Genomic DNA, 14,476 nt, shown 5'->3' with positions numbered 1-14,476 from the left:
GGGTGGAGGGCGTGTCCATCGCCCCAGCCGAGCAGCAGACGAGCGAGCCCGACGTCGTCGAGGCCGTCGACACCCCGTGGATCACGCTGGTGTGGAACGACCCCGTCAACCTCATGTCGTACGTGACCTGGGTCTTCCAGACGCACTTCGGCTACCCGAAGGAGCAGGCGGAGAAGCTCATGATGGACGTGCACCTCAAGGGCCGGGCGGTCGTCTCGACCGGGCCCAAGGAGCAGATGGAGACCGACACCGAGGCGCTGCAGGGCTACGGCCTGTGGGCGACCTTCCAGAAGGACGTGTAGATGGCCACCGCCTTCGCGCCCGACGGCGAGGTGCTCGTCGCCGTCCTCGACGAGCACGAGCGGGCCGTCGTGGCCGGGTTGTGCCTGCAGGTCATGGAGCTCGTCGCCCCCGCCGCGAGGACGAAGGGGGAGACCGCCGACCCCTTCGAGGCCATCGTCGCGGGGCTCGGCGACCTCGCGACGGACGTCGACCCGGGGGGCGAGGTCCCCGACCGGGCCTTCGGCCTCGACCACGACCGCGACCCCGCGCTCGACCGGCTCTTCCCGACCGGCCACCGCGAGGACGAGCAGGAGGCGGCGGAGTTCCGTCGCCTCACCGAGCAGGGGCTGCGGCAGCGCAAGCACGCGGGCCTGCGGACCACGGTCGCCACGCTCGAGTCCGCGCAGGACGACCGCTGGGTCGTGACCCGGGCCCAGGCGCCGCAGGTGCTCGTCGCCCTGACGGACGTGCGCCTCGTCATGGGGGAGCGGCTCGGCCTGCGCACCGACGAGGACGCCGACCGCCTCGAGGAGCTCGTCGCGAGCCTCGACCCGGACGACCCGGCGATCTTCGCGCTGAGCCTCTACGACTTCCTCACCTGGCTGCAGGAGTCGCTCACCCGGGCGCTCGTGGGGGAGGACGAGGAGTGACCGACGGCGACACCCGGGCCGTCGAGGCCCAGCCGATCGGCATCTTCGACTCGGGGTTCGGCGGGCTGACCGTGGCCCGCGCCGTCCTCGACCAGCTGCCCCACGAGTCGGTGGCCTACCTCGGCGACACGGCGCGAGCGCCCTACGGCCCCAGGCCGATCGCCCAGACGCGCGAGTTCGCGCTGCAGTGCCTCGACCGGCTCGTGGACCACGGCGTCAAGGTGCTCGTCATCGCGTGCAACACCGCCTCCGCGGCCGTGCTCCACGACGCCCGGGAGCGCTACGACGTGCCGGTCATCGAGGTCATCCGGCCCGCGGTGCGGCGCGCGGTGCTCGCCACCCGCAACCACCGCGTCGGGGTCATCTCGACCGAGGGCACGCACCGCTCCCGCGCCTACCTCGACGCCTTCGCGGCCGCGCCGACCACGCACGTGATCTCCCAGCCCTGCCCGCGCTTCGTCGAGCTCGTGGAGGCCGGGACGACGTCCGGGCCGGAGGTGCTCGAGGTCGCCCACCGGTACCTCGACCCCCTTCGCGCTGCCGAGGTGGACACCCTCGTCCTCGGGTGCACCCACTACCCGCTGCTCACCGGCGCGCTGTCGTACGTCATGGGCGAGGGTGTCACCCTCGTCTCATCGGCGGAGGAGACCGCCAAAGACGTCTACCGTGTCCTTGCGGACCCCGACCTGCTGCGCCCGGAGTCGCTCCCGGCCCCGACCCACGGGTTCACCACGACCGGTGACCCGGAGCAGTTCCGGTCGCTGGCCCGCCGCTTCCTCGGACCCGAGGTCGCGGATGTCTTCGGCAACATGGGGGAAGGGAGATGAGGCTCACCGTCGTCGGCTGCTCCGGTTCCTTCGCGGGACCCGACTCGCCGGCCTCGTGCTACCTGCTCACCGCGGAGCACGAGGGGCGCACCTGGCGCCTCGTCCTCGACCTGGGCAACGGCGCGCTCGGCGCCCTGCAGCGGCACACCGACCTCGCGGACCTCGACGCGGTCGCGATCTCGCACCTGCACCCGGACCACTGCATCGACCTCACGGGTCTCTACGTCACCCGCACCTACCGTCCGCAGGGCGCGCTCGCCGAGCGCCTGCCCGTCTACGGTCCGGTCGGCGCCGCCGAGCGGCTCGCGGCGGCCTACGAGGGGATCGACGAAGGGGGGATGACCGGGGTCCTGGACTTCCGTCGGATCTCCACGAGCGTGCCCACGCACATCGGGCCCTTCGTGGTGCGGCCCCACCTCGTGGAGCACCCCGTGGAGGCCTACGGGTTCCGCGTCGAGGCGGACGGCAAGGTCCTCGCGTACAGCGGCGACACCGACTCCTGCGACGCGCTCGGCCCGCTCTTCGCCGACGCCGACCTCGTCCTCGTCGACTCGGCCTTCGTCGAGGGGCGGGACGAGGTGCGCGGCATCCACCTGACCGGTCGCCGTGCGGCCGAGGCGGCCGTCGCCGCGGGCGGTGTCCAGCGGCTCATGCTCACGCACATCCCGGCATGGAATGACCCACTCGTGTGCCAGCGGGAGGCAGCGGAGGTATGGCCGGGCGAGGTCGAGCTGGCCCGGCCGGACGCCACCTACGACATCTGAGCAAGGTCGACGTGGGGGCCCGGACCTGATGGGGTGGGGGCATGCCCGCGCGCCTGCCCGCCCCCCTTCGCCCCGGTGACACGATCGCCGTCACCGCACCGAGCTCCGGGGTCTCCCCGGCGCTCCAGCCACGCCTCGACGTCGCGATCGCCGACCTGCGGCGCCGTGGGTACGAGGTCCTCGAGGGCGTCTGCCTGCGCGACGACCGCGACCACCACGTGAGCGCCTCCCGGGAGGCGCGCGCCGACGAGCTCATGGCGCTGCTCGTCGACCCGGACGTCGCCGCGGTCATCCCGCCGTGGGGCGGCGAGACGGGCATCGACGTCCTGCGCCACCTCGACCTCGACCTGCTCGCCGAGTGCGACCCGTGCTGGTACGTGGGCTTCTCCGACACGACCACGACGATGCTGCCGCTCACGCTGCGCTCCGGGTGGGCGACGCTCCACGGGCTCAACCTCATGGACTCGCCGTACGCACCGGCGCCCGGCCTGCTCCACTGGCTGGACGTCGCGACGAGCGAAGGGGGCGAGCTCACCCAGACCGCCGCGACCCACCGGCGTGCGGGCGGCTGGGACGACTACGTCGCCGACCCGGGCGTGGACGAGCTGACCCTCGCCGAGCCGACCCGGTGGTCCTTGCTCGACGGGGGGACGGCGTCCTTCGCCGGTCCGCTGATCGGCGGTTGCCTCGAGGTCGTCTCGCCGCTGTCCGGGAGCCCGTACGGGGACGTACCGGGGTGGGCCCGGCAGCAGGACCGGCCGCCGGTGCTGCTGCTCGAGGCGGCCGAGGGCAACGCGTTCGAGACCGCTCGGGTCCTGCACGGGCTACGCCTGTCGGGGTGGTTCGACCGGTGCGCCGGCGTGCTCGTCGGGCGCACGCCCGCACCCGACGCGCCCTCGCTCACCCAGCACGAGGCCGTCCGAGACGCCCTCGGCGACCTCGACGTACCGGTCGTGCTCGACGTCGACTTCGGTCACCAGCAGCCGATGATGCCGCTCGTGCTCGGGGCCGAGGCCAGGGTGGAGGTCGGGCCGCAGGGCCAGCGGATCACGCAGGACCTGCGGCGTCCCTGACCCGGAGCCGTCCCCACGGCGGTGCGCCGACGGCGCGGTCGCCTCGTTAGCCTGAGCCCCATGACTGACACCACCCCCCGCCACGACGGCCGTACCCCCGAGCAGCTGCGCGAGGTGCGCATCACCCGCAACTGGCTCGACCACGCCGAGGGCTCGGTCCTCGTGGAGTTCGGCCGCACGCGGGTCCTCGTCGCCGCGTCCTTCGAGGCCGGGGTCCCGCGCTGGCTCAAGGGCCAGGGCACCGGCTGGGTCACCGCCGAGTACGAGATGCTCCCGCGCAGCACCAACACCCGCAGCGGCCGCGAGTCCCGCAAGGGCAAGGTCGGCGGTCGCACCCACGAGATCTCGCGCCTGATCGGCCGCAGCCTGCGCGCCATCATCGACACCAAGGCGCTGGGGGAGAACACGATCGTGCTCGACTGCGACGTGCTCCAGGCCGACGGCGGCACCCGCACGGCCGCGATCACCGGCGCGTACGTCGCGCTCGCCGACGCCATCGACGACGCCCGCGCGCGCGGGCTCATCGCCGCGAGTGCCCAGCCGCTCACCGGGTCGATCGCGGCCGTCTCCGTCGGCGTCGTCGGCGGTCGGGCGGTCTGCGACCTGGACTACCCCGAGGACTCGACCGCCGAGACGGACATGAATGTCGTCATGACCGGCGCGGGCGACTTCGTCGAGGTGCAGGGCACGGCCGAGGGTGCCCCCTTCGACCGCGCGCTCCTGGGGGAGCTGCTCGACCTCGCGACCACGGGCTGCCACGAGCTGACCACCAGGCAGCAGGCGGCGCTCGCCGAGACGCCGCGGGAGCGCGTGCTGTGACCCGCCGGGTCGTGCTCGCGACGCACAACGAGCACAAGGTGCACGAGCTGCAGCAGATCCTCGGCGAGGTCGGCGTCGCCGACGACCTCGAGATCGTCTCGATGGCCGCCTTCCCCGAGGTCGGGGAGATCCCCGAGACGTCAGTGACCTTCGTCGGCAACGCTCGGCTCAAGGCCGAGCACGTCGCCCGGCGCACCGCCCTGCCGGCGCTCGCCGACGACTCCGGTCTGGCCGTCGAGGTCCTCGGGGGCAGCCCCGGGATCTTCTCCGCGCGCTGGTCGGGACTGCACGCGGGCGAGGACCTGTCCCGCGTGGACCGGGACCGCCGCAACCTGCAGCTCCTCCTCGACCAGCTCGCGGACATCCCGGACGAGCACCGGCAGGCGGCCTTCCGGTGCGCCGCGGTCCTCGCCGTGCCCGGGGGCGCGACGGTCGAGGTCGAAGGGGAGGTCCCCGGCGTCATCGCCCGGGAACCCTTGGGGGACAACGGCTTCGGCTACGACCCGATCTTCGTCCCGGACGGCGGCACCCGCACGATGGCGCAGTACACGGACGTCGAGAAGAACGCCATCAGCCACCGTGGCCGCGCCTTCCGCGCCATGGCGCCGCTCCTGCGCGCGCACCTCGCCTGACCGGCGAGGGTGGGGGTGCCGAAGGCGGGACTTGAACCCGCACGCCCGTGGGCACGTGGACCTAAACCACGCGCGTCTGCCAATTCCGCCACTTCGGCTCGGCTGGCAGTCTAGGCGGGTGAGCGCGCACACCTTCACGACCTCCCTGGGCTGGAGCGGGTCGACCGCCCTCGGGTACGACGCCTACGACCGTGAGCACGAGCTGACGGTGGCCGGTCGCGGACTGCGGGCGAGCAGCGCCGGGGCCTTCCTCGGCGACCCCTCGCTGGCCAACCCGGAGCAGCTCCTCGTCGCGGCGGCGAGCAGCTGCCAGCTGCTGTCCTTCCTCGCGGTCGCCGCGCGGGCCCGGCTCGACGTCACCGACTACTCGGACGAGGCGAGCGGTGAGATGCCCGAGGGCAACCACCCGATGTGGGTGACGCGCATCGTCCTGCGGCCGCGCATCACGCTCGCGGGCGACCCACCGCGGGCCAAGGTCGAGCGACTCGTCGAGGTCGCGCACCGCGAGTGCTTCATCGCGGCGAGCCTGCGCAGCGAGATCGTGCTCGAGCCGACCCTCGTCGGCGTCGCGAGCTGACCCCGGGCACGACCGTTCGTCTGCATTGCCCTAGGGCAATGCAGACTTCGGGCTGCATTGCCCTAGGGGAATGCAGACGTCAGCGGCGCGTGCGGGCCGGCACCGACCGCGGGTCGAACCCGTAGGGGAGCTCGAGGCGGTGGGTGTGCATGAGCTCCTCGTCCGCCAGGACCTCCGGTGTCGCGCCGTCCGCGACGACCCGCCCGCCGGAGAGGACCACCGACCGCTCGCACAGCTGGAGGGCGTACGGCAGGTCGTGGGTCACCATGAGCACTGTGATGTCCAGCCCGTCGACGATCTCGGCGAGCTCGCGGCGCGAGGCGGGGTCGAGGTTGCTGCTCGGCTCGTCGAGCACGAGGATCTCCGGTCGCATCGCGAGGACGGTGGCGACGGCGACGCGGCGCTTCTGCCCGAAGCTCAGGTGGTGCGGCGGCCGGTCCGCGACCTCGCTCATGCCGACGGCACCGAGGGCCTCGGCGACCCGCCGGTCGACCTCGTCCGCGGGCAGCCCGAGGTTGCGTGGCCCGAAGGCCACGTCCTGCGCGACCGTCGTCATGAAGAGCTGGTCGTCGGGGTCCTGGAAGACGATGCCGACCCGGCGGCGCACGTCGAGCAGGTGCTCACGCGTCACCGGGAGCCCGGAGACCGTGACGTCCCCGCTCGTCGGGACGAGGATCCCGTTGAGGTGCAGCACGAGCGTCGTCTTGCCGGCGCCGTTGGGGCCGAGCAGGGCCACCCGCTCGCCGGGGTGGATGTGCAGGTCGACGCCGTCGAGGGCGGAGTGCCCGTCCGGGTAGGTGTGCCGCACCCCGCGCAGCTGGATGACCGGTGTGCTCATCCGAGCATCCTCGCCGACAGGGCGATGACGGCCGCCGCCAGGGGGACGGACATCGTCGCGGTGAGCACGCGCGGCGCGACGGGGGCGGTGGGCCCGGCGTGCACCCGGCCGTCGTGCCCGCGGGCGAGCATGGCCAGGTGGACCCGCTCGCCGCGCTCGTAGGAGCGGATGAACAGGGCCCCGGCCGTGCCGGCGAGGACCGGCCACGAGCGCAGCCCGCCACCGCGGAACCCCCGGGACTCCCGGGCCACCCGCATCGAGCGCAGCTGTGCGGTGACGACCTCGGTGTAGCGGACCATGAACCCCAGGATCATCACCAGCTGGCTCGGCAGCCGCAGCCGGGCGAGCCCCGAGACGATGTCGGCCGGCTCCGTGGTCGCGGCGAGCAGGAGCGATGCGCCGACCCCGAGCGTGGCCTTGGCGAGCAGCGTCCAGGCGCCCCACAGGCCCGCCTCCGAGAGCGTGAGCGGTCCGACCTCGACCCGTGGGCCGGTGGCGACGAAGGGCATGAGCGCGGCGAAGAGGAGGAAGGGCACCTCGACGAGCAGCCGTGGGGCCAGGTGCCGCACGGGCACCCGCGTCACGACGAGCACCGTGAGCAGCACGAGCGCGTGGGCGCCGAAGGCCCAGAAGGCCTCCCGCGGCGTCGCCACGACGAGCACGACGAAGAGGAAGGTCGCGAGGATCTTCAGGTGCGCCGGCGCCCGGTGCGCGGGGGAGTGGCCGTGGTGGCTCAGCGCATGACCGTGCGGACCGCCCACCTCAGTCGCGCCGGCGGGCGAGGAAGCGCAGCACGAGCCACATCACCGCGCCCGTGAGGACGACGCCGACGACCCCGGCCAGCCCACCGGAGAGGAAGCCGTCGTCGACCCCCTTCGTCCCGTAGTCGGCGAAGGGGGAGTCCGCGGACCCGTGCTCGTCGGCCGACCCCGAGAATCCGAGGGTCCCGGCGACGTGCTCGAGCCCGTCGGGGTGCGCGGAGGCGTAGTAGCTCGCGACGCCCGCGAGGAGCAGGCAGAGGACGAGCCCGGTCACGACGAGCGTGCGTGTGGAGATGCGGGACCTCACGGGGCGACCTCCTGCGGGGCGGCGGCGGGGGCCGGCGACAGGCCCCGCGCCCCGTGGACGAGGTCGGGGCGGACGGAGACGACCGCGGAGACGACGAGGAAGGTGATGACCGTCTCGCCGATGCCGATGAGCAGGTGCCAGGAGAGCATCGCGGTGAGCAGTGCACCCGCGTCGACCGGGGCGGTGCCGCCGACGACGAAGAGCCCGGCGAAGACCGCGGCGACGGCCGGCACCGAGACGAAGGCCCCCACGGCGGCGGCCGCGGGCACGCTCGCCGGGCGCGAGGGCAGGACCCGTCGCGCGAGGGCGAAGAGGACCCAGCCGACCCACACGCCGACGATCGCCATGAGCGTGACGTTGGTGCCGAGGGCCGTGAGCCCGCCGTCGGCGAACACGAGGGCCTGCACGAGCAGGACGACGGTGACGCAGAGGGTCGCCGTCCACGGCCCGACGAGGACCGCGGCGAGGGCACCGCCGAGCAGGTGGCCGGAGGTGCCGCCTGCCACGGGGAAGTTGATCATCTGGGCGGCGAAGACGAAGGTCGCGACGAGCCCGGCGAGCGGGGCGACCCGGTCGTCGAGGTCACCACGGCTGCGACGCAGCGCCAGTGCGACGCCACCGACCGCGACCGCGGCGGTCGCCACGGAGGTCGGGGCGTCGAGGAAGCCATCGGGCACGTGCATCTGGTGCTCCTCGGGGGGCAGGTCGCTGGGATAGGTTGGTGCAGACATCCGACCTTATTGCATCTCATGTGCAACTGGATTGCGAGGTACTCGTGGGCGAGCGACTCACACCGGGCGACCGGGCACCCGACTTCACCCTCACCGACGACACCGGCGCAGAGGTCTCGTTGAGCGACTTCCGCGGCAAGCGCGTCATCGTCTACTTCTACCCGGCGGCGATGACCCCGGGCTGCACCACGCAGGCGTGCGACTTCAGCGACTCGCTCGAGGCCCTGCGCGCGGCGGACACCGAGGTGGTCGGCATCTCGCCGGACGCCCCGGACAAGCTCGCGAGGTTCCGCGAGCGCGATGGGCTGACGATCACACTGCTCTCCGACGCCGACAAGGCGGTCATGACCGCCTGGGGCGCCTATGGTGAGAAGAAGTTGTACGGCAAGGTCGTCGAGGGAGTGATCCGCTCGACGGTCGTCGTCGGAGCAGACGGCGTGGTCACCCACGCCCAGTACAACGTCAAGGCGACGGGCCACGTGGCCCGCATCCGCCGCGACCTCGGCATCGAGTAAGGACGGAATCCTCACGTGAGCAATGACAACCCGAGCACGACCAGGCTCGAGAACGACATCATCACGACCCGTGACCGGCTCGCGCAGACGATCGACGAGCTGTCGGTGCGGGCGGCCCCGAAGAACGTCATCGAGCGGCAGAAGGCGCAGGCCAAGGCCTCCTTCGCCCACGCCACGCGGACGGAGTCCGGTGAGCTGCGCATGGACCGCGTCGCCATCGCGGCGGCCGCGGTCGTGGGCCTCGTCGTCCTCCGGGCGATCGCGGCCAGCCGCAAGCACAGGAAGTGGGAGAAGCAGCGCGCCAAGCGCTCTTGGTGACCCCTCACCACGACGGCGAAGGGCGGTGCTCCAGCGGGGGTCCCGCCCTTCGTCATGTGCCGGACACGTCCCGGCAGCCCTGTCGCGGAGTCGATTTCATCTCGCCGCATCGTGGTGCTAATGTTTCTCCTCGCGCGCCAATAGCTCAATTGGCAGAGCAGCTGACTCTTAATCAGCGGGTTCGGGGTTCGAGTCCCTGTTGGCGCACCACTGACAGGCCCGGGATACCGGGCCTGTCACACCTCTCAGGAAGACTCGGGGAACACCGAGGGAACCGTAACGGTTCCCAAGCGACCCGAGGGAGCCTGAAATGGCATCTATCGAGACCCGAGAGACGCGGGCAGGCACGAGTTACCGCGTGCGGTTCCGGCACCAGAAGCGCAACCGCAGCCTCGCCTTCGACACCCGCAAGGCGGCCGAGGCGTGGATGCGCCTGGTCGAGATCAACCCCGAGCAGGCCCTCGCCGCGCTCGAGACGCCCACCGACGCCGCGCTGCCGCCCACCGTGCTCGACATGGTGACCGCTCACATCGACCAGCTGACGGGCGTTGAGGCCGGCACCCGAGCGAACTATCGGGGCATGGCGCTCCGGCATGTCGAGCCGCACCCGCTCGCCGGCAGGCTGGCGGCGGGCGCGACCCGTGCCGACGTCGGCGCGTGGGTGACGTGGCTGCAGGAGGAGCGCGGGCTCTCCGGGAAGACGATCGCGAACCTCCACGGGTTGATGTCGGCCGCCTTCACCACGGCCACCCGCGACGGCGTGCGCCTGGACAACCCGTGCCGGGGGATGCGCCTGCCGCGCACGACCCACACCGAGCGCGAGCACTGCTACCTGACGCACGACGAGTTCGCGACGATCCACGCGCTCATCCCGCGCCACTACCAGCCGCTGTCGATGCTGCTCGCCGGCACGGGCATCCGCTTCGGGGAGGCGACCGCGCTGCAGGTGCACGACCTTGACCTCGGTGCGCGCGAGGCGCGGATCCGGCGGGCGTGGAAGCCGACCGGGGAGGGTGGGCAGCGTCGGCTCGGCCCGACGAAGACGCTGCGCTCGACACGGACGATCGCAGTCCCTGAGCGGACGTGTGAGGTGCTCGAGCCGCTCCTGCGCGGGAAGGCGCCGGGGGACCTCATCATCGTCAACCGGCGTGGCCGCCGCGTCACGGGGCCGACGTTCTGGCAGCAGGCGTGGCGGCCGGCTGTCGCGGAGTTCGCCGGCGACGAGTTCGAGATCGAGAAGGGCCGCAAGATCATCGTCCACAGCCTCGGGGACGGGAAGCACCCTCGCGTGCACGATCTTCGCCACTCGTGGGCGAGCTGGCACATCCAGGCCGGCACGCCCCTGCCGGTCATCCAGCGGCAGATGGGGCACGAGTCCATCCAGACGACGATCGACACCTACGGGCATCTCGCCAGGGCCGACTTCGATGCGCTCGGAGCGAAGACGTCGGCGTGGCTGCCCGCTCGGGGCGATGTCGCGGCGCTCGAGGCCTAGCCCCTCACGTCTCCTTCCCAGACAGAATCCGGTACACGCGCGCGGTGGAGATGCCGAGCGCGTCGGCGATCTCGGCGGCGCTCATGGTCTCGCGGGCCGTGGTGAGTGCGGCGCGGCGCTCGGCGCGCGCTTGGGTCATGGCCTCGCGGGCAGTCTCGATCTTGGCGGCGGCGTCCTTGGCCTGCTCGATGGGGTCCATGCAGGAAGTGTAGCGGGTAGGGTTGACATTTAGCGGGTACCCGCTACATACTAGTTCCATGACGAACGGAACCCAGCCCCAGCAGAACAAGGCCCACCGCGACGAGGACGCCCTCGGGATCTGGGTCAAGTCCGGCCGCAGCGAGTACCGCAACTTCGACGGCGTGACCATCCGCAAGACGCCCGACCGCCAGTGGTGGTGGGCATACGGCCCGGACGGCGAGCACCTCCTCACCGACTACGGCTCCAAGGTCGGCGGGCACTCGCTCACCTGGGCCAAGCTCGCGGTCGACCACCACGCCAACGCCTGACCACCAACACAGAAGGACCCCCGCGCCGGGTGCAACCGGCCGGGGGCGTGACCGAACTTCACTGGAGGAAGTCCGATGCTCAACCGTACCCTGCCCGTCCTGTTCGCCGCCCTCGCCTTGTCCGCTTCCCCGGCCGCAGCGCACGCCCCGACCGCTGTAGGTGTGGACGACCTCACCACCCACGTCAACGAGGCCGCGCGGCTCGACACGTCCCGCGTGATCGTCGTGGGCGAGCGGGGCGCGTCGTCGATGGACCTGGCCCGCGCCTACGCCACCGAGCACGGCCTGACGTCGTGCGCCCTGCCCGCGGACGCCGAGCTGGACGACGTCTTCCTGACGCGGCCGGTGCACCCTGTGGACGGGCAGCCGTACAACGAGAGGATCATCCCCGTGGACCTCGACACGGCGCTGGACTCGGCGGGGAAGCGCGTCGTGATCCTGGCGTGCGAGAGGGGGTGACGCGCGGTACACTCGTCATACGTGAACCGTCCTAGGAATCGGGGATCGTCCCGCCTTCGCCCCACGTTCGAATAGAGCGTGGGGTGTCGTGCGTCCGGGCACAGCGAATCGCCCCCCTCCGTCCTCGTGAGAGGCGAAGGGGGGCGAGTCTGTCTAGCGGGCGGGTCAGCGCGTGAGCAGCCATCCAGCGGCGGCGACACCGAGCGCGACGACCTCGAAGCCGATCAGCGCACGGGCCGCGACGGGTGCCCACATGAAGTGCAGGCCCGCCCACGTCAGGAGCGCGCCGACCGTGCAGCCGAGCAGCCACCAGCGCAGGCCGAACGGGTCGCCGTACAGCCACCACACGGTTTCACTGAGGGTGTCGCCGATCAGGGCGCGGCGTAGGGCCCCGGTCTCGGCGACGGCGAGCAGCACACCGAGGGCGAACCAGAACGCGCGCCAGAGTGGGTGCGGGCGGCGGTCGTCGGCTAGGCGGGCCATGCGATGTGGCACCACTTGTCGGCGAGCCACCCGTAGGCGGCAGCGCGGCGAGGGTGCCCCGCGCGGTCGTGGTCGTACCAGCGGCAGTAGAGGGTGTGCCAGATCGTGAGCATTTTGCTACTCCTCGTTCAGTCGGGGTGCGTCGGCGGCCAAGAGATGGGCCAGTCCGACAGCGGTTATGGCGTCACGGACGGCACCTTCGCTTGCTCCCTCCATCAGACGCGGAGGGTGTCGTCATGCTCGGGCTCGACGGGGTGCGTGTTCGCTGTCGCGGTGCCGAAACCGAGCGCGCCGAGGATGTACGTGCTCATCAGGAGCCAGTCACCATCGGAAGCCTGGTAGGCGGCGAGGACGAGAGCGGCGAGCGCGAGGACCGCGTAAACGTACTTGCGGTGCTTGGCGGGGATGACCGTGAGGATGCTCATGGGGGGGTTGCTCCTTAGTGGTTGCTGATTCGGTGGCCGATGTAGAGCAGCCACAGGGCGGCACCCGCGACGAGCCCGAGGGACTTGGCGATCACGGCGTCGTGGGCCGGGACCGCGAGGTAGTCGGCGACGTGGTCGAAGAGACCGCGGCGGCCGGTCACTTCGTCACCCGGTGCTGAGCGCGCATGGCGAGCCACGCGGCATCCGTGCCCGGTCCCCAGATGCCGTCCACGTCGACCTTGAGCGCCCACTGGATCGCGCGGCGCATCGAGTCGCTGGACTGCTTGCTCTTGGGGCGGGAGCGGCGCAGACGCCAGTACCGGACGCGGTCCCACACGCCGGGCTTGGACCCGGCCTTGAGGGCGCGGCGGATCGCCTGGGCCTGCCGCTCCGTCTCGGGACCCCACACGCCGTCGTCCTCCAGACCGAGGACCCGCTGCAGTCGCTTGACGTCGTCGCGGGTGTACGTGCCCGCGGCCGGGACGATCTCGCCGCGCCACAGCTGCTCGGCCAGGCGGTTGATCTTAGGGATGGCGGCGTAGCCCTTCGCGCCCGGGCAGGCGGTGCCGAAGGTGTCGCGGTGCCCGCCGTTGAGGGTGTGGCGGGTGGCCTTGCCGGAGCGGTGCAGGTCGACCATGTCCTGCGCGATGGCGAGGCACTGCGCGTCGGTGGGGTCCATGAGGTCGTAGTTGCCGATCAGGCAGTACGCGGCGCCGACGGTGTTGTGGCCCTTCGTGTGGGCGCCACGACGGTGCAGGGAGTGGCCCTCGTAGAGGCGCCCGACGGGAGTGACGGGCCGGGTGTACGAGATGCCGCCGCCGAAGCGGGACTGGCCGATCTGCTCGAGCAGGCGCACGGCCGCGTCGTCGTCGGTGAAGGGCGGCAGGAGGTCGGGGGCGATGGTCACGGAGTGGTGGAGCCAGAACTCGGCGATGGGCATGGGGCGGTCGCCGAACCCGTCCGGGTACCGGGCGCCCCACACGGAGCGGGGGATGGGCATGAGCATGGTCAGACTCCTTCGGGCAAGACGAAACCCCCGGACCGGGATGGCGCGGGGGCGAAGGGCGAGCGGGGGTCAGGCGTCGAGCGTTGGGGGCATGGGCGGCGCGGGCTGCTCCCGGTGGATGTGCCAGCGGTCGACGAGGCTCTGGTACCAGTCGGCCCACGCGGTGCGGATGGTGCGGACCTCGCGTCGCAGGGCCTGCACCTCCGTGTCGAGTGCGTCGAGGCGCGCCCGGTCGGCGTCGCGGTCGGCCCGGTGCTTCCTGCGGTCCTCGTCGGCCTCGCGTCGAACTCTGGTCAGGTCCTCGCCGAGAGAGCGCTGCACAACGTCGAGGGCGTCGGTCATGGACTGCGCGGCCTGAGCGGTCGCGGCCTGGCTGCGGGGCACAGCGGAGCGGCGCTTGTCCCAGCGCAGGATCAGCCATGACGCGCCGGATCCGAGGGTGACGAGGAGTCCGGTCAGGGCGGTGATCTGGCCGCCGTCCATCAGAGGTCTCCGTGGGTGCGGATGGCGGTGCGGGTCGTGGACTCCTCGCGCAGGGTCGCGACGAGTCTCACGGCGTGCGCGCCGGCGACGAAGAGCGTGACCGCATAGGAGATCGCGGCGCCGGGGTGGGTGGTGGCCACGGCGAGCGAGTAGGCGCCCCACGAGGTGATGGCGGCGACGAGCCCGACGCGCTCGATCATCCAGCCGCGCATCAGGTCTTCGCCGTCATCGAAGACGCCGGCGATCACGAGCGCGTTGCCGACGACGCCTGACGCGCCGACGAGCCACGCGACGGTCGAGGGCAGGTCCCGCATGGTGGGGGAGATCGTGATGGGCGCCCCCAGCTCGGCCGCGAGGAGCGCCGCGCACGCGAGGAGGCCGGCGGCGGCCATGAGCACCTCGTAGGGGTGCGCGAGGACGTGGTCGATCCGGCGGGGTGGGTATGAGCCCCGGTAGATGCGGTTCGGCATGTCGCTCCTCATGGCGTGGCCTGTGTGGGCTGGGCACTTGTGCTCATGGCGG

Annotated in this window: 25 protein-coding genes and 2 tRNA genes; 14 read left to right on the top strand and 13 right to left on the bottom strand. The window is 72.1% G+C overall.

What is annotated here, in order from left to right; all coding sequences use genetic code 11:
* Positions 1 to 11 precede the first annotated feature (11 nt).
* Genes clpS through rdgB form a run of 7 tightly spaced genes read left to right on the top strand, consistent with a single transcriptional unit; the run spans position 12 to position 5,047 of the window.
* Positions 12 to 302, top strand: coding sequence for an ATP-dependent Clp protease adapter ClpS (gene clpS / locus V3C34_RS14395; protein ID WP_068322346.1), 291 nt, complete (start codon positions 12 to 14; stop codon positions 300 to 302).
* On the top strand, positions 303 to 932 hold the full coding sequence (locus V3C34_RS14390; protein ID WP_068322349.1) for a DUF2017 domain-containing protein: 630 nt from the start codon (positions 303 to 305) through the stop codon (positions 930 to 932).
* On the top strand, positions 929 to 1,759 hold the full coding sequence (gene murI, locus V3C34_RS14385) for a glutamate racemase (protein ID WP_346007484.1): 831 nt from the start codon (positions 929 to 931) through the stop codon (positions 1,757 to 1,759). The genes V3C34_RS14390 and murI overlap by 4 nt, the downstream gene beginning before the upstream one ends.
* Positions 1,756 to 2,523 carry an MBL fold metallo-hydrolase gene (locus V3C34_RS14380; RefSeq protein ID WP_068322355.1) on the top strand — a complete coding sequence of 256 codons (768 nt, stop codon included), beginning with the start codon at positions 1,756 to 1,758 and terminating at the stop codon, positions 2,521 to 2,523. Before murI ends, V3C34_RS14380 begins: the two co-directional genes overlap by 4 nt.
* Positions 2,524 to 2,564: 41 nt before the next feature.
* Positions 2,565 to 3,596: a S66 peptidase family protein gene (locus V3C34_RS14375; protein ID WP_338537814.1), complete on the top strand. Its 1,032-nt coding sequence runs from the start codon at positions 2,565 to 2,567 to the stop codon at positions 3,594 to 3,596.
* Between the two features lie 60 nt (positions 3,597 to 3,656).
* Positions 3,657 to 4,415 carry a ribonuclease PH gene (gene rph / locus V3C34_RS14370; protein ID WP_068322361.1) on the top strand — a complete coding sequence of 253 codons (759 nt, stop codon included), beginning with the start codon at positions 3,657 to 3,659 and terminating at the stop codon, positions 4,413 to 4,415.
* Positions 4,412 to 5,047 carry an RdgB/HAM1 family non-canonical purine NTP pyrophosphatase gene (rdgB, locus tag V3C34_RS14365; protein ID WP_346007483.1) on the top strand — a complete coding sequence of 212 codons (636 nt, stop codon included), beginning with the start codon at positions 4,412 to 4,414 and terminating at the stop codon, positions 5,045 to 5,047. Before rph ends, rdgB begins: the two co-directional genes overlap by 4 nt.
* A 16-nt stretch (positions 5,048 to 5,063) precedes the next feature.
* On the opposite strand, the gene V3C34_RS14360 is transcribed toward rdgB, so the two are convergent.
* A tRNA-Leu gene (locus V3C34_RS14360) sits at positions 5,064 to 5,145 on the bottom strand.
* A 20-nt stretch (positions 5,146 to 5,165) separates the two neighbouring features.
* On the opposite strand from V3C34_RS14360, the gene V3C34_RS14355 reads away from it, so the two are divergent.
* Complete coding sequence (locus V3C34_RS14355) at positions 5,166 to 5,624, top strand: OsmC family protein (RefSeq protein ID WP_068426670.1); 459 nt, start codon at positions 5,166 to 5,168, stop codon at positions 5,622 to 5,624.
* A gap of 79 nt (positions 5,625 to 5,703) precedes the next feature.
* Here V3C34_RS14355 and V3C34_RS14350 read toward each other — a convergent pair whose 3' ends face one another.
* From V3C34_RS14350 to V3C34_RS14335, 4 genes are read right to left on the bottom strand one after another with little or no spacing between them, the layout of a single operon-like run.
* Positions 5,704 to 6,462: an energy-coupling factor ABC transporter ATP-binding protein gene (locus tag V3C34_RS14350; protein WP_068322370.1), complete on the bottom strand. Its 759-nt coding sequence runs from the start codon at positions 6,460 to 6,462 to the stop codon at positions 5,704 to 5,706.
* Entirely contained in the window at positions 6,459 to 7,223 is a 765-nt protein-coding gene (cbiQ, locus tag V3C34_RS14345) for a cobalt ECF transporter T component CbiQ (protein WP_068322373.1), read from the bottom strand. The genes V3C34_RS14350 and cbiQ overlap by 4 nt, the downstream gene beginning before the upstream one ends.
* 1 nt (position 7,224) lies before the next feature.
* A complete protein-coding gene (locus tag V3C34_RS14340; protein ID WP_338537816.1) occupies positions 7,225 to 7,530 on the bottom strand; it encodes a PDGLE domain-containing protein in 306 nt (101 codons plus the stop codon).
* On the bottom strand, positions 7,527 to 8,261 hold the full coding sequence (locus V3C34_RS14335) for an energy-coupling factor ABC transporter permease (RefSeq protein WP_245634853.1): 735 nt from the start codon (positions 8,259 to 8,261) through the stop codon (positions 7,527 to 7,529). Before V3C34_RS14335 ends, V3C34_RS14340 begins: the two co-directional genes overlap by 4 nt.
* A 44-nt stretch (positions 8,262 to 8,305) precedes the next feature.
* On the opposite strand from V3C34_RS14335, the gene bcp reads away from it, so the two are divergent.
* The 4 genes from bcp to V3C34_RS14315 all read left to right on the top strand — a co-directional run bounded on the left by bcp (position 8,306) and on the right by V3C34_RS14315 (position 10,589).
* Positions 8,306 to 8,776 (top strand): thioredoxin-dependent thiol peroxidase, encoded by a 471-nt coding sequence (gene bcp, locus V3C34_RS14330; protein ID WP_068322382.1) that lies wholly within the window; start codon positions 8,306 to 8,308, stop codon positions 8,774 to 8,776.
* 15 nt (positions 8,777 to 8,791) lie between these two features.
* A complete protein-coding gene (locus V3C34_RS14325; RefSeq protein ID WP_068322385.1) occupies positions 8,792 to 9,094 on the top strand; it encodes a DUF3618 domain-containing protein in 303 nt (100 codons plus the stop codon).
* A gap of 134 nt (positions 9,095 to 9,228) precedes the next feature.
* A tRNA-Lys gene (locus tag V3C34_RS14320) sits at positions 9,229 to 9,304 on the top strand.
* 100 nt (positions 9,305 to 9,404) lie between these two features.
* Positions 9,405 to 10,589 (top strand): site-specific integrase, encoded by a 1,185-nt coding sequence (locus tag V3C34_RS14315; RefSeq protein WP_346007482.1) that lies wholly within the window; start codon positions 9,405 to 9,407, stop codon positions 10,587 to 10,589.
* Positions 10,590 to 10,593: 4 nt separating this feature from the next.
* Here V3C34_RS14315 and V3C34_RS14310 read toward each other — a convergent pair whose 3' ends face one another.
* Positions 10,594 to 10,788 (bottom strand): helix-turn-helix domain-containing protein, encoded by a 195-nt coding sequence (locus V3C34_RS14310; protein WP_346007481.1) that lies wholly within the window; start codon positions 10,786 to 10,788, stop codon positions 10,594 to 10,596.
* A 58-nt stretch (positions 10,789 to 10,846) separates the two neighbouring features.
* On the opposite strand from V3C34_RS14310, the gene V3C34_RS14305 reads away from it, so the two are divergent.
* Positions 10,847 to 11,098, top strand: coding sequence for a hypothetical protein (locus tag V3C34_RS14305; protein WP_346007480.1), 252 nt, complete (start codon positions 10,847 to 10,849; stop codon positions 11,096 to 11,098).
* Between the two features lie 75 nt (positions 11,099 to 11,173).
* Positions 11,174 to 11,557, top strand: coding sequence for a hypothetical protein (locus V3C34_RS14300; RefSeq protein WP_346007479.1), 384 nt, complete (start codon positions 11,174 to 11,176; stop codon positions 11,555 to 11,557).
* Positions 11,558 to 11,722: 165 nt separating this feature from the next.
* On the opposite strand, the gene V3C34_RS14295 is transcribed toward V3C34_RS14300, so the two are convergent.
* The 7 genes from V3C34_RS14295 to V3C34_RS14265 all read right to left on the bottom strand — a co-directional run bounded on the left by V3C34_RS14295 (position 11,723) and on the right by V3C34_RS14265 (position 14,424).
* Positions 11,723 to 12,040 carry a hypothetical protein gene (locus tag V3C34_RS14295; protein WP_346007478.1) on the bottom strand — a complete coding sequence of 106 codons (318 nt, stop codon included), beginning with the start codon at positions 12,038 to 12,040 and terminating at the stop codon, positions 11,723 to 11,725.
* On the bottom strand, positions 12,028 to 12,153 hold the full coding sequence (locus V3C34_RS14290) for a hypothetical protein (protein WP_346007477.1): 126 nt from the start codon (positions 12,151 to 12,153) through the stop codon (positions 12,028 to 12,030). The genes V3C34_RS14295 and V3C34_RS14290 overlap by 13 nt, the downstream gene beginning before the upstream one ends.
* A 102-nt stretch (positions 12,154 to 12,255) precedes the next feature.
* On the bottom strand, positions 12,256 to 12,465 hold the full coding sequence (locus tag V3C34_RS14285) for a hypothetical protein (RefSeq protein WP_346007476.1): 210 nt from the start codon (positions 12,463 to 12,465) through the stop codon (positions 12,256 to 12,258).
* A gap of 14 nt (positions 12,466 to 12,479) precedes the next feature.
* Positions 12,480 to 12,626 carry a hypothetical protein gene (locus V3C34_RS14280; RefSeq protein ID WP_346007475.1) on the bottom strand — a complete coding sequence of 49 codons (147 nt, stop codon included), beginning with the start codon at positions 12,624 to 12,626 and terminating at the stop codon, positions 12,480 to 12,482.
* Positions 12,623 to 13,471 carry a peptidoglycan-binding domain-containing protein gene (locus V3C34_RS14275; protein ID WP_346007474.1) on the bottom strand — a complete coding sequence of 283 codons (849 nt, stop codon included), beginning with the start codon at positions 13,469 to 13,471 and terminating at the stop codon, positions 12,623 to 12,625. The genes V3C34_RS14280 and V3C34_RS14275 overlap by 4 nt, the downstream gene beginning before the upstream one ends.
* A gap of 69 nt (positions 13,472 to 13,540) precedes the next feature.
* Complete coding sequence (locus V3C34_RS14270) at positions 13,541 to 13,954, bottom strand: hypothetical protein (protein ID WP_346007473.1); 414 nt, start codon at positions 13,952 to 13,954, stop codon at positions 13,541 to 13,543.
* Complete coding sequence (locus tag V3C34_RS14265; RefSeq protein WP_346007472.1) at positions 13,954 to 14,424, bottom strand: hypothetical protein; 471 nt, start codon at positions 14,422 to 14,424, stop codon at positions 13,954 to 13,956. The genes V3C34_RS14270 and V3C34_RS14265 overlap by 1 nt, the downstream gene beginning before the upstream one ends.
* Positions 14,425 to 14,476 lie beyond the last annotated feature (52 nt).

Source organism: Janibacter terrae (assembly GCF_039636765.1).
In the GTDB taxonomy this organism is placed as follows: domain Bacteria; phylum Actinomycetota; class Actinomycetes; order Actinomycetales; family Dermatophilaceae; genus Janibacter; species Janibacter terrae.
This window is presented reverse-complemented; position numbering and strand designations above follow the sequence as displayed.